13 protein-coding genes are annotated in these 12,122 nt (G+C 54.0%); 7 read left to right on the top strand and 6 right to left on the bottom strand.

What is annotated here, in order from left to right:
* The first annotated feature begins 660 nt into the window (after window positions 1-660).
* The 4 genes from NE851_RS23505 to NE851_RS23490 all read left to right on the top strand — a co-directional run bounded on the left by NE851_RS23505 (window position 661) and on the right by NE851_RS23490 (window position 3,087).
* The gene (locus NE851_RS23505) at window positions 661-1,458 is read left to right on the top strand and encodes a hypothetical protein (RefSeq protein WP_183844946.1); all 798 of its coding nucleotides are present in this window, start codon (window positions 661-663) and stop codon (window positions 1,456-1,458) included.
* A 61-nt stretch (window positions 1,459-1,519) separates the two neighbouring features.
* Entirely contained in the window at window positions 1,520-2,059 is a 540-nt protein-coding gene (locus NE851_RS23500) for a hypothetical protein (protein ID WP_183844947.1), read from the top strand.
* Between the two features lie 138 nt (window positions 2,060-2,197).
* Window positions 2,198-2,542 carry a hypothetical protein gene (locus tag NE851_RS23495; RefSeq protein WP_183844948.1) on the top strand — a complete coding sequence of 115 codons (345 nt, stop codon included), beginning with the start codon at window positions 2,198-2,200 and terminating at the stop codon, window positions 2,540-2,542.
* 92 nt (window positions 2,543-2,634) lie between these two features.
* Complete coding sequence (locus tag NE851_RS23490; protein WP_183844949.1) at window positions 2,635-3,087, top strand: hypothetical protein; 453 nt, start codon at window positions 2,635-2,637, stop codon at window positions 3,085-3,087.
* Window positions 3,088-3,167: 80 nt separating this feature from the next.
* Here the strand turns inward: NE851_RS23490 and NE851_RS23485 are convergent, their stop codons facing one another.
* Window positions 3,168-3,614 carry a hypothetical protein gene (locus NE851_RS23485; protein ID WP_130828233.1) on the bottom strand — a complete coding sequence of 149 codons (447 nt, stop codon included), beginning with the start codon at window positions 3,612-3,614 and terminating at the stop codon, window positions 3,168-3,170.
* A gap of 292 nt (window positions 3,615-3,906) precedes the next feature.
* Between NE851_RS23485 and NE851_RS23480 the strand changes: the two genes are divergently transcribed.
* The 3 genes from NE851_RS23480 to NE851_RS23470 all read left to right on the top strand — a co-directional run bounded on the left by NE851_RS23480 (window position 3,907) and on the right by NE851_RS23470 (window position 5,836).
* Complete coding sequence (locus tag NE851_RS23480) at window positions 3,907-4,503, top strand: NADPH-dependent FMN reductase (RefSeq protein WP_183844950.1); 597 nt, start codon at window positions 3,907-3,909, stop codon at window positions 4,501-4,503.
* Window positions 4,504-4,728: 225 nt separating this feature from the next.
* On the top strand, window positions 4,729-5,349 hold the full coding sequence (locus NE851_RS23475) for a hypothetical protein (RefSeq protein WP_183844951.1): 621 nt from the start codon (window positions 4,729-4,731) through the stop codon (window positions 5,347-5,349).
* A gap of 220 nt (window positions 5,350-5,569) precedes the next feature.
* On the top strand, window positions 5,570-5,836 hold the full coding sequence (locus NE851_RS23470; protein WP_246712924.1) for a hypothetical protein: 267 nt from the start codon (window positions 5,570-5,572) through the stop codon (window positions 5,834-5,836).
* Between the two features lie 290 nt (window positions 5,837-6,126).
* On the opposite strand, the gene NE851_RS23465 is transcribed toward NE851_RS23470, so the two are convergent.
* The 5 genes from NE851_RS23465 to NE851_RS23445 all read right to left on the bottom strand — a co-directional run bounded on the left by NE851_RS23465 (window position 6,127) and on the right by NE851_RS23445 (window position 12,100).
* Window positions 6,127-6,477, bottom strand: coding sequence for a hypothetical protein (locus tag NE851_RS23465; RefSeq protein ID WP_183844953.1), 351 nt, complete (start codon window positions 6,475-6,477; stop codon window positions 6,127-6,129).
* A 593-nt stretch (window positions 6,478-7,070) separates the two neighbouring features.
* The gene (locus NE851_RS23460; protein WP_183844954.1) at window positions 7,071-8,276 is read right to left on the bottom strand and encodes a serine hydrolase domain-containing protein; all 1,206 of its coding nucleotides are present in this window, start codon (window positions 8,274-8,276) and stop codon (window positions 7,071-7,073) included.
* Window positions 8,273-9,907, bottom strand: coding sequence for a right-handed parallel beta-helix repeat-containing protein (locus NE851_RS23455; RefSeq protein ID WP_183844955.1), 1,635 nt, complete (start codon window positions 9,905-9,907; stop codon window positions 8,273-8,275). The genes NE851_RS23460 and NE851_RS23455 overlap by 4 nt, the downstream gene beginning before the upstream one ends.
* Window positions 9,908-9,934: 27 nt before the next feature.
* Window positions 9,935-11,038, bottom strand: coding sequence for a hypothetical protein (locus tag NE851_RS23450; RefSeq protein ID WP_183844956.1), 1,104 nt, complete (start codon window positions 11,036-11,038; stop codon window positions 9,935-9,937).
* 234 nt (window positions 11,039-11,272) lie between these two features.
* On the bottom strand, window positions 11,273-12,100 hold the full coding sequence (locus tag NE851_RS23445) for a nucleotidyltransferase domain-containing protein (RefSeq protein ID WP_183844957.1): 828 nt from the start codon (window positions 12,098-12,100) through the stop codon (window positions 11,273-11,275).
* Window positions 12,101-12,122 lie beyond the last annotated feature (22 nt).

The following is a 12,122-nucleotide window of genomic DNA, read 5'->3' as shown; positions in this document are numbered from 1 at the left end:
CTCAACCCCTCGGGGCACGGATATTGCAATCCCCACGGCAATATACGCGCGTATTCTGAAATTGGAATTTAAGATCGTATGACCGATGGCGCTGCTTCGATGCACGGTGCCGCAAGCAAAGAAAGGGCGCTCTACGACCTCATGTCGGAGCGCCCTGGGCTGCCGTCGGCCTGTGTTGCGATGTCGGACGACGGCAGCACATTGAGATGACGAGATTCCAAACAAAATGCAACCATCGGCACCACAATCGCGTAGTCTTTTCTGGGGCGCGGACATTCTTGAGCAACGATCCTCGACCCTTGTCCAGCAGACCGGACCCGTTTCGTAATTCGGCATTTACCAGTTTCGCAACCCGAGGCAGCCCCATCTTGGAAGAAATGGTTGTTTTGCATACAGTCAAATTACTAACAAGGGTTGCGTTGAGTGCTCTTCATTACGATTGGCTTTCTCCTTGCTCATATTGCGCTGGTTGCAGGGGTTTTATTCCTTCGCGATGGCGAGCATCTATGGGTGCTTGGTCTGATGTTAGGCTGGTATTGTTTTGCCATGCTCGCGTTCATCGCAGCCATTTGGGTTCATTATATAAAAACGACCCGGTCCATGGGGTCGTCTCGCTAGATGCAAGCCCATTCAAATTCCGGGCCAGCCGGTGCGACGCCCGTGCCCTTTGAAGCGGAACATCTCAAAGCCAATACCACCAGTCCTCGTGCGCCTCAGTGTGCTGAAAAACCTACCGGTAACAGGCAGCTGATGAAGCGTCGGTCGCTCTTGGTATCACTTTGCGCCCTGCCTTTTGCGTCTTGCCAGGGCGAGAGTGCGACTGTTCGTTTCAAGGTTATTGCATCGGCTACGGTGGACGGGCGGCCGGTTGAAAGTTCCTCGGTGATGGAGATTTCCTATTCCAAGGTAACTCACAGCCTTATTGGAAACGGTGGTGCCACACGCCTCTATGGTGAAGCGTTAGTTCTCGATCTTGGTGGCAAAGGCACAGCCTATATATTGCCAGTCCAGCATGATCCGAACAATACCCTGACTCAAGTCTACGAGGACGGCGTACTAACAAGTTTTGGTATCAAGAATAGCATTGGTTCGCTCTCAGAAGCGGACTTCGCAACACTACGCGATGCAAGCGGCCGTCGTCCGTTCAAACCAAAATCGGGCAGATTGCCTGTGATCGTTTCCTTCAAGAGCGAAACCGATCCAAAAACGATATTTGAGATTCAGCCGGGAGAATTCGGCCGATACTTCCCAGGGGTCCAGTTCACGGGCCTCGATATAGAAATAACGACTGACCGTGTCACCTACAAATTGCAAGAACGGCTTCCCTGGCTAGACACCACCGTTGCGCCCAGAAAGATTTTTCCACGCGACCCTCCAGGGGTTTCACGCCCCCGTGATGAATTGCCCTTTAGCTACATGATTACACCAGCCAGGTTCTTTGGAGATGGAAGCCGATGACAGAGACGCCCACCGATAAGAACGTAATGTCGGCCCTCCATGGATGCTTGGTCTCAACCAAATGACAGATGGCCATTCTTCCATCGCCAAGCGCGACCAGAGCGCTACGCAGCCCGTCCTGGTATTGCGACCAAGCACCAGGGCACTCTTCGGCTTCATCTGCGTCATGGCAATCTTCTTCGTCTACCTGTCACTCATCGCCGTTGGACAGATCGAAATGAGCAGACCCACTAGTGGTGTCGGAGAGGGGTTGTTCGCGATCCTGATCCTCGTCATCATCGTCTTTGTTGTAGCGAAGGCCCGGCAGGTGGACTTCACGAAACCTATAATGGTGATCGGTCCCGACGGCATTACTGGTCAAAAACTGCCAAAACTCATCCCCTGGTCAATGATCGAACGCGTTGATATTCCTCAGACCCGCTGGGCGATGATCTATCTGACCGTGCGCAAGGACGCTGATCCGGAGATACTCGAACAGTTGCGCAAGCGGCAGCCTCTTGAAAGGACCGTTGCGATACCGCACAGATGGATTCCAGGATTCAGTTCAAGCGAGGTCAAGGATATCGTAAATCGCTATTTCGAAAGCTCACAACGGGGTTGAAGTGGGGGAGTTACCTTGGGTCTGGGTGCTCATTTGCATGGAAATCGGAGTTCGAAGCGTATGTCTGAGCGATCTGATAGGTTTTCTCAGCTGTTCAATTCAGCCCTCCATGAGCTGTTGTGTGGGCGTGCTGGCCGAGTGGCGATCCTTGGCTTTCTCCTTGGACATGCTGGCGTGGCATTGGCTGACGAGAGCGGCTGGAACGAGGAAACGTTCGGATATTATTCCTCGATCATCCGTCAACTGCCGGAGACGCACAGTCGTCTGATTGACGGCTGCGCCAAGGACGGGATTGCGAAAATGGACACCGAGACCAAAGCACAGACCGAGCGCAACACATCGATGTCGGCTGCCGAGGCGGCCCGAGACGTTTGCCGCAGAATGATCAAGGGGATCGCCTCGGGCGCGGTGACGTACGAGGTCTACCGGAAATGGCTCGACACACCCGACGATGAGAAGGTCAGGTTTCCCGACTACCAGTGATCCGTCGGCGTGCCTGCCACAAGCGCGACGTGTTCTCTGCGTTGTGGGTGCTCAAGTTCCTGTGCTAATTGCACTTGGACGTTTGTTAGTTCATGCTTTCGATGCGGATTTTCATGAGAGCTTTTGGTCGTGTGCTTGTCGGTGTGATTGCCGCAATTTTACTGTTTTTTCTAATTGGCTTTGATGGCTTTTTCGTTGCAGCGCAAGCAGAGGCCTTGGCTGGTGAGCGGCCATACTGCATCGGAACAGCCGAGCCAAAGAATGCCGGGGTCTATCTACCAGTCACTAAGATCGAGGATTTGTCGTTTCGGCATATGTTCAATAGCCGTGGGCTCACAGACGAGCCAGGCCATGTTGGAGTGCATCATGCCGCGATGAAGCTTGCGGGGCCGCCAAGCTTCTTGAATTGGCCGTACAGAGTATTTGGCTTTGTCCCAGAGGTCATCAATCGGAAGTATTTCTTTCAGGAGGAAACTGCGTATCTTAAGCCGCAGCTGCCGTGCACGCCGGTGAAGCACTTCGTCAAATCTCTGAAGCTGTTTTGAGCGGGCGGGGTCGCTGTTTGTTGGTCGCCGGGCTAGATGGTGTTTGCCATACCCGATGATGGCTCCGATGCATGTTTGGCTCATGTTGGCTGAAGCTCAAACGCCAAGTCCTTCGAGTATATCGCACCATAAAGCCCAATCGACGTGTCAAACGTAACCTCTATGTCGCCTTTGACAGGTGCGGCACAGGTCTCCCAATTTGATGCTGCCTCGTCAGCGGTAAGTCGACGGATTTTAAGATCAGAGATGATCGAGACAGCGCTTCCATGCAGCCTTATGCCGGATACTTCGCTGATTTTTAGCGTAACAAGGGCGTGGCGGTCGCAAATGAAGCGGCGTTGCTGATCGAGTTCGTCGGTCATCCTGAATGCCCGGATGGCCACGAGCACATTGCCATTTACAATTTCCAAGCGCTCCAGAGATGCATCGTGGAAACGCGGACAGAAGCCGAACCAGTCTATGACGGCTTGTCCGCCAGCGAGAGAGGCAAAGAGATTTTCGTCGTTGTCCCAGTCAGAAGATGACATGTTGCGGTGCTCCTCAATAGATCAGATTCAACCGATCCGTCTTCCGCGACCGGAATACGAAGACCGTCCCTGTGAAAGGGTCCCTGTGCAGCTCGTTCTTGACCAGTCCGAACCGCGCAGGCACGCGCGACAGTGGCAATTCGAGCGGCAGACGCACCTTCTTCCATACGAATGGTGACGGAACCGACGACGATCTAGGAAACGAAACTTCAGGCACTTGACCTCAAGTACCCTTGAGGTCGCAAACCTGACAACTGCATGCTTTTTCGAAACGCAAACCGCGAGAACCGCGATGAATAACAGCATCCCGCCACCTTTGAAAATCACCATTTTATCATGCAGTCTCGATCCAGAGAGCCGCAGTCGAGACCTCGGGCGCGAGGCAGAATGTTTCTTGCAAGCGCAAGGGTGCATTCCGCAGTTCATTGATTTGCGCGATTTCCGGCTGCCTGAGTTTGACAACTCGGCGTGCTATCTCGACCCCACATACAGTCAACTGCATCAGGCCGTTCGAGATGCCGATGGAATTGTGCTTGCCGTGCCGATCTATAATTGGTCCATCGGAAGCACTGCCAAAAACCTCATCGAATTGACGGGCGCAACTGGAGCAGGTAGCCGGAAATCGGCATGGTTTGACCAGATTGTGACCTTCGTTTGTGCCGGAGGGCTACCTCACAGCTATATGGCGTATGGAGCTACAGCGATGTCGCTGATGCTGGACTTCAAATGCGTAATCAACCCATATGCCGTCTATGCCACGGAACGAGACTGGGGCGACGGGATCATGTCAGATGTCCTTTCCGCGAGGTTTCGGAAAACTCTCGAAGTTAAGCTGGAACTTGCGTCGTTATTGAAAGCGAGGCGATACACGTCAGATTGGGAAATTTAACCCGATTGAGTAGTCAGAGCACCTTTCCGGCCATGAATGAGACTTCGGAAGGTGCTTGAGGTGCCGCTGAGACCTGGCCAGATTAGTTTCACGGGTCGGTGCCGCATACCACCAGCCCTGGAACGTCTTCCGCTGGCGAAAACAGACAGGTTCTATCTGCTTAGGAAAGCTTGCTTCGCAATCTCCGCTAGACAAGTTTCACAACGGACCCGAATAGGAAATTTGATGCCAAGATTTTTTACTGCAATCATTTTCCTTGCGACGCTTTGGGCTGTCTCCGCTGAGAGATCATCCGCAGCCATGTGGCTGGTTAGGGGGCCAGCCAATACCAGCATGGCAGCCGACCCCGCCTGTAAAGGTCGCGACATCGAGCGCAACGCGCCTGACGACAGCCATCTGTGGATTGACTGCTGGATTGGCGAAAAGCATGTCACGCTTTTGATCTCTTCGGTCGCGCCTTTCGTTGCAAAGGACTTCACCTACAAAAATGCCGCCGCGATGTTTGCCAAGATTACTGCCGGAACAGAATGGTCGGTCTTCAAGGACAAGGTCCAGTTCATAGGCGGTTCGTCTTTCTCAGGTTTCGAGCCTTTCGCTCAAATGAGATTGATTGGCAGGCTGTGTGACGTCGGGGAGCAATGCGCGAACCCACAGGAAAGAGTCGTTGCCCTCAAGATGCTTGGAACTTCCAGGGTGACGGTTTCGCTGATTGTGATGGGAGACGTCGAGCAAAAAGACTATATTGTGCATGGAAAGCGCCTTGCAACTTATCGGTATTTCCCAGACCCCATTGCTACCATGGTTGATACTTTTAACTTTGCGACGATGCAAAACCCGCCGTACTAGGTCCTGTTGACAAAGTTTCGAATACGCAGTTCGACGTTTCCTGAAGTTGAGAAGAAGCATGCACATATCAACTCCACAAGAGCCCTTTCCCGAGATAGGAAGGGTCCAAAACCCTGCGGTGTTTTATGACGGGCAAGACGCTTTGGTGTGCTACGAGCCATCGGCAGGTCCGAAGGGCGGCAATGTCGTTCTCAGATTCGCACGGGTTCTCGATTTCCGAATGACCCCCGTCAGTATTGATGGCCGACGAGATTCTAGATATCCGGTCAATCCGGGAACCTTTAGTGAGGTGATCGGTGGCGCGGAGACCGCCAGATGGCACCGCTTCAAAGCACGGCACTGGATCATCACTTTCAATGACGTCACGGTCGAAGTCGTCTTCCGGACGGTTGAGATCATTGACCGCCATCTGGAAGAGGGGCCGCAAGATGGAGCGCTGCTAAACACTCTCAACGGGCTTCGGGGACGTGGTATCATTGCGCTCTAGGTCCTGTTGACAAGTATGGCAACCATATTTTAGCGGTGGCCAAGGCGAAAAATGCCGAATGGTTATGTCGTATCGGGTGGCCACGCGCCGGAACTGTTTGAGCCTGTTGATGTGCTTCGGCAGATAGCCCAGAGCGTGCGCACTGGGCTGCGTCATAAATAACCATCAAATAAATCAACCAACGTGTGGGCGCTGTGAGGCGCGATGTCGCTTACTTATGAGCGATGCTCGGAACGACCGCATCCGTTGCGACCGAAGCCACCACACCACCGTCGACATCGTACATGTTATCACACGAACGGTCCTGCTTCTCTTGGAGACGCCCGCTGCCGCTTAACAAATGCGCGGCACGCATACCAAGCTGGATAGGCCGCTAGAATGATTAGCTGCTGCAATAAAACGGCGGCGACGAATACAAACTGACTTACTTCGCCTGGCTCATAAGAGTCGTCCACAGTGGTGATATCTGGCGTGAACGTCACTCTGTCGCATACGTATACCGACAGGACGATCCAGATCACCGCCAAAAAATGCAATGTCTTCCCGCAACGTGGCCATGTGCGCCCAGCGATAAATGCCACGAGCGGAGCTGCGAAGTTGCTCGTAAATATGATGGCGAATGCGAGTTCAGGCTTGATCATCGAAAATTGATTCTTCCGGCGTGTTGCGGCGCAGGACGAGGCTCTGGCCTTTCGCGCTCAGACCTCTGTCCATAGAATTCTATCTAAGAGACCGAATAGCTCAATGGCTGCCACGCGCTATCAATCATCGCATTCCATGTCAGCGATGTCGCCAGCCAACACTTCAGCGTGCTCGGACAGAACGGCAGCCACATGGTCGAGAGGCATCGCCTATTCGGGATCGCTGTCAAAAAGCTGTTCCTGTTTAGCTTTCAACTTGCCGATATAGAACTGATGAATACGCAATGATCCGGTCATTTGGGCGAGGCTTGGCATGCTGATGCTCCCATAGGATGAAGTCGAGGCGGTTGAGATAGTCGGGTGGGGGTAAATCAAACGCGCGTGGGCAACGCAACCGGTGGATTGTCGGAAGATGATGTTCAAGAGATAACGGCGTTGATGAAGGTGACAGGAGCGAAAACCAACTGACAAGATGCCCCTGCGGGCCTTCGCGACACAGAGTGCATCGAGCCGAGTGACGGCTCAGTGTTTTGCCCTGAGTTGTCGAGCCATTTCTGACAGGCTCGTGGATCGTATAGCACGTATGCTGTCACTCAGTTTCGCAGCCTCCGGACTATCGCATCGTGGCTTTTGAGCGTGATACATCTAATGTGCTTGTCCGCAGGAACAGTTCGCCAGTCTGAGAGCTGCACGATTACGACGTCATCTTCCGGGTATACGTGAATGAATTGGCCAAAGCGTCCGAAAGCGAAATAATCGGGCCGGTTGCGTCGTAGCCACCAGTAGTAGCCGTATCCAAGCTCACAGCTCGGATCAGCATGATCGCTTTCTTTGTCCAGCCCATCAAAGCGGCCCTTTAGTGGCGCGGTCGCGAGATCGAACCAGGCGGCGGGGACGCCTCTGCCCTGACCCTTTTCCAACGCAAACCTCCCGAAACGCGCGAGATCATCTATCCTGGCTCTGAAACAGCAGGGACCGGACGGATCACCATCGATGTCGACATTCCAGCTGGCCTCGTGAGCCGCACCTATCATTGCCCATATGCCCCTTTCAAACTGCTTCAGCGGAGGTCGCGCGGGGGATAAATCTTTGACCACGGCAATAGCCATCGCTACATCAAAAGCTGAGTAGTTGAACTGGCTGCGCGGCTGACGGGCCAACCTATAGCGTGACGCGAAGCCGATAAGGTTCTGTTTACGGGGCGGGACTCGAACCTGGTCCTGGTAATAGACTTCATCCGAAAGCAGCCAAGGGGAGCCGGACTCACGCCACTGGATATTCGAGCGCATCGACAGCAGATCATCCATCGAGACTTTTGCGTATCCATCCGCGAGCTTCATTCTGTGCGGAAGGGTGAGAAAGCTTCCCAGCTTTCGGGTCATTATGCGCTCGAATTGCTCGCGCGTTTGAAGATGATATCGCTCAGCCAGAACCTGGCCGACGAGCGTCGATGTCAGTGATTTCGCCATCGATGCGATGCCGTAGTCCTTATAAGGGCCGTTCTTGCCTAGTTCACACGTATCCGTGCCATTGTATTCCTCGATGCGGGTGGTGTGGCCTTTGATAACGAACAAAGCGCACACGCCGGTCTTCCGCACGAACTCGTCGAGGTCACATCGCGTCTCGATTGTACAAAACACCCGAATTCCACTCGGAACGTTCTGGAGTGGTTCGATGGATGAGTGAGAGGAGGGCGGATGAATGGGAAGATTTTTGATAAGCTCCTTCGCAGTTGGGCTCGAAAACGAAACAAGTGTTGAGAGCGCAATTGCGAGAATGGTGCGGAACCAAAAGTTCACGAAATCTCCTGTGCATGATCGGGTTCTTGTGAGTTTGGCGAGGGATCGGTCTTGCGGCCAGGCCAGTACAACCAGAACAGCGGGTCTTCCATCCTGATGAGATTGTTTCTCTGCCAAGCACCCACCTGATGCCTCGTGCCATCGACTGCCGTTGCCGTCGTGCCATCCGGCCGCAGCACGGTGAGGGCAACGGCGTCGACCCAGCTATCAGTCATCAAACCCCGTGAAAGCCCCGGCACCCTATTTGCGAAGTTGGGGGATCGGCCTTTGGCATCAGCACCGATTGGGAAACCGGCGTCCCGCAATATGCCGGGAAACGATGGATGATTGATCACGTCGCCATCGAATTTGATCCCAAGGTGTTGCCATTCCCTCGTGAAGTGTTCACCCTCAAATTTTAGGGTTTCTTCCTTCTGTGATCCGGCTGGAGCGGGATCGTCGAAATTCTTGCCAAATGGTGCCGTCACGGACGGATCGGTTTCGTAATAATCGATTGCATTGTTGACGTGCACAAAATTCGCGAAGCGCATCTTCTTCGCTAGCGGTGCACGAAGAACCCAGCTGTTGTTGAAGACGTAGTGGGGGCCGTCGGCGACGTGCTCAGTCGGGAATTTGAAGAACTGCCCCCTCGTGTGCGTGTCCTCGTCGGGACCGGGTTTTCGGAGATTCCATCCGACATTTCCGTAAACGTAGAAATAGCCGGATCGCGCCATTTGCATCGAGAACGGAATATAACAGTCGACGATCATGTTGTGGCGGATCGTCCAATTCCAGGCAAAGTGCTCCGGCTCGATGGCATTGTCGCGAATGCGGATGAACCAGTTATTCTCGATTAGGACGTTGCGCGAGCAGCTTTCGACAATCGACTCGGCCACCTGGTTGAAGAAATGAATGCCGTTGAAGGCGTCAGCGATGATGTTGTTTTTGATGACGACATAGCCCTCAATATTCCAGGCACGGAAGAAGTCGCCATCGTATGCTCGCGCGTCTTCCTCGATGCTAACGGACTTTCCAGTCTCCGGCCGTTCACCATGCACTTGAATCCAATCTACGTCCCGCCAAAGCTCGGATTGCTTGCCGTCAAGCTCCTTCTCGATAGTTCGTCCGTCGCGAAGGGCCTCGCATATCTCCCATCCATTACCGCTTGGGTCCTGCACCCAATCGCAGTCCTCAATAAGAATGTGACGCGTTGTAATGCCGGTGGCACCGATGGCGAATGTGCCTCCACTGATCTTGAGGCCTCGCAGCGTGATGTGCTGGCAGTTTTCAAGGTAGACCGCCGTTGGCCAGCAGCCTTCAAAGACCAATTTCTCGATGTTGATCCATTGGCAATTCTTCAGGACCAGAGCTGCGTTGTCAGCAAGGTAGTAGAGACCCGGAAAGCGCCCTCCGGCCTCCTGAGCAGCCGCCAGCTCGTTACCGGTCTTCCTGTATTCCCTGAAGGTGAGGCCAGACCCGAGCACCGCGCCAGAGCCGCAGATGGTGATCGGATCGACTTCGCTCCCGGCGAGCGCTGACAGAACGATAGGCTGATTGTATTCACCTGTCGTCAGCCGTAGACGATCTCCAGGGGAGAGCTGTCGAACTTTCCTATGCACGGTTTCGGGACGTGCGTCGCGTATTCTTCCCATGCCCAATATCTCCATTCGCCTGGCTGATTAAGGAGCCGCCCAGACGGTGAAGATTGGGAAGTGATCGGAGCCGAAAGTGTCGGGTGCCACCTTGGGGACGGCGAAAGATGCCGCTTGACCAACCGGCGCGGTCATGTGGTCAATCGCCTTGTCCGCAAAGTCGGTATCTTTGAATGTCCGACCAAGGTCTTTCGTCAGCATCGTCCACTTCTCACTACCCGACAACGGCACCGTCATGACCGCAAAGGTGTCGTCAAAACCATCGCCTGTGCAGCTGCTGGCAGGGAAGGGAGCTTTCGCGCAGGAGAAGGCCGCCAACTGACAGTCGTCAAAAGAACGGCCGAACTTGCCGGGTTCGAAGGACGTGTTCCAGTCCCCAGCGATCAGCACCGTGCGGCCATCAGTAACAGCTTGGTCCGCGACGGTTTTGGTTGCCGCTATCACTCGTTCGCGTTTGAAGGCGTTGTCTTTGTCCGCCTTAGCCTTCACGTCTGAACCGTTGTCCAGAATGCTTTGGAGGGTAGGGACGGTAGGCAGGCCGAGCTTTTTCAAGCCCTTGATTGCATCGTCCGCAGCGAAGCAAGCGTCATTCGAGTTCGATTTCAGGTGAACCGGGAAGACGGTCAGGCCATTTGCAAGATCGACGCGAAGGGTCCCGCGATCAGTCGCCGCCAACCCCATCATGTCGATGCCCTTCAACGGCATCTCCTTTACCGGAATTGAGCTGTCGCCATCTGGCTTGGCGTTCGTGAATACCTGATGGGTGTGCCCCTCCGGTTTGGGATCGAACTCGATCACGGAAGTGATCGGTATCTTCGAAAGGACGCCGACCTCCAGGCTTGCATGGATTTCGTCGCCCTGGACTTGGCCATCGGAAACCGTTGCATAGAAGGTCGGCCACCCGATGGCGTCGGCAATGGCCTTCAGATCGGCACGTCCCGTCAGCTCGATCATAACGATCACGTCAGGCGACAGGGTGTCGGCCATCTTCTTGTAGTCGCTCGCCCGGGCCAGAACCTGTTCGTAAGGCGACGCAGCGATGTTCCAGGAAACGATCTTGACGTCTGCGGCCCAGGAATTGGTCGCGAGTAGCATAGCGGAAGACAGCAAAAGCGTACGCAAGCGGTCCATTTCAATAAACCCCCTCAAGTTTAGGAAATGCGGATGCGAAGTATCATTTAAGCTCCCGAAGACTACACGGTTAGCTAGAATTTACAAGATCAATACTACTGAAGTGCATCCTTTCTGGTTCTTTGCGGCTCGGCAGCAACCTCATCTGAAGAGGCAAGTTCGAATTGATCCATGCGCATTGTTTCCGGTCGAGGGAGCTTTGCGACAAGCATCCTGAAGCGTTTTCGCTTACCATCAGTCCGTCGCAGAGTTTCGCGATAGCGCATACCAGTCGGGTGAGGGGCCTAAGCTGGTCGCCAGAACCCGCAGCGTAGCCTTCTCGAAATTGTCCGGCCAAGGCAGATTGAGCTTCGCCGCCAATTCATAAGCCCGTGGCAGGAAATGCCGAGCAATATCGAAATTGGCGTCTATGACTTCTTCTCTTTTTGGCTTGGGGAACGGCAGAGACAACAGCAGGTCCATATCGGCTTCAGGGAGCACCTTGCTTAAGTGTAGCGCTCCGCCACGATCAGGGACATTCACCTCTTCCAGCATCAAGTTCATAAAATGGTCTCGTAGCAGGCCAATTCCGGTGACAGCTGTAAGATACTCACCCCTGCCGACGACGACCCGAAGCAGGCCAAGGACGCGGATAAATTCATTGATCAGGTATTTTACCTTGGCGGGATCGGGGCCTTTTGCGGGCATGGCTTCTGGCAAAACGTTGTAAAAGCCGTCTCTGTCAATCAGAGGCTTTACTGTTTCCTGGGTGCGATCAATGAAGGCCGAAGGCGGCATAATAGACAGATCGCACCGCAGCCAGTCCTCAGTGATCGCATTTAGCAGGACCTGCCCTTGTCCACGCTGATTCCAGAAAACAACGGGCGAGATACCCTCCAAGAGACTGCGCCACGTGGCAATCGCTTGATCTTGGTGGTCGGGCTCGACAAGCGCGATCAGATCAACGTCGCTGTGGCTATCGGGCGTGCCTCGACCAAAACTACCACCAAGGAAAAGACCCCGAACTGTCGTCTCATCACTAAGTTTCGCAGCTACGAATTCTATGAACTTTGTTTGGTCCATCCCGCCGTCTCTTCGTAAAACT

Origin of the sequence: Rhizobium anhuiense bv. trifolii (genome assembly GCF_024346605.1) — a bacterium.
In the GTDB taxonomy this organism is placed as follows: Bacteria; Pseudomonadota; Alphaproteobacteria; order Rhizobiales; family Rhizobiaceae; genus Rhizobium; species Rhizobium anhuiense.
This window is presented reverse-complemented; position numbering and strand designations above follow the sequence as displayed.

Bases quoted from the DNA above. Each gene is read 5' to 3' on its own strand.
- NE851_RS23500 (WP_183844947.1), top strand. From the start codon at position 1,520: ATGACAGATGGCCATTCTTCCATCGCCAAGCGCGACCAGAGCGCTACG.
- NE851_RS23490 (WP_183844949.1), top strand. From the start codon at position 2,635: ATGCTTTCGATGCGGATTTTCATGAGAGCTTTTGGTCGTGTGCTTGTC.
- NE851_RS23485 (WP_130828233.1), bottom strand. From the start codon at position 3,614: ATGTCATCTTCTGACTGGGACAACGACGAAAATCTCTTTGCCTCTCTC.
- NE851_RS23480 (WP_183844950.1), top strand. From the start codon at position 3,907: ATGAATAACAGCATCCCGCCACCTTTGAAAATCACCATTTTATCATGC.
- NE851_RS23475 (WP_183844951.1), top strand. From the start codon at position 4,729: ATGCCAAGATTTTTTACTGCAATCATTTTCCTTGCGACGCTTTGGGCT.
- NE851_RS23470 (WP_246712924.1), top strand. From the start codon at position 5,570: ATGACCCCCGTCAGTATTGATGGCCGACGAGATTCTAGATATCCGGTC.
- NE851_RS23465 (WP_183844953.1), bottom strand. From the start codon at position 6,477: ATGATCAAGCCTGAACTCGCATTCGCCATCATATTTACGAGCAACTTC.
- NE851_RS23455 (WP_183844955.1), bottom strand. From the start codon at position 9,907: ATGGGAAGAATACGCGACGCACGTCCCGAAACCGTGCATAGGAAAGTT.
- NE851_RS23450 (WP_183844956.1), bottom strand. From the start codon at position 11,038: ATGGACCGCTTGCGTACGCTTTTGCTGTCTTCCGCTATGCTACTCGCG.
- NE851_RS23445 (WP_183844957.1), bottom strand. From the start codon at position 12,100: ATGGACCAAACAAAGTTCATAGAATTCGTAGCTGCGAAACTTAGTGAT.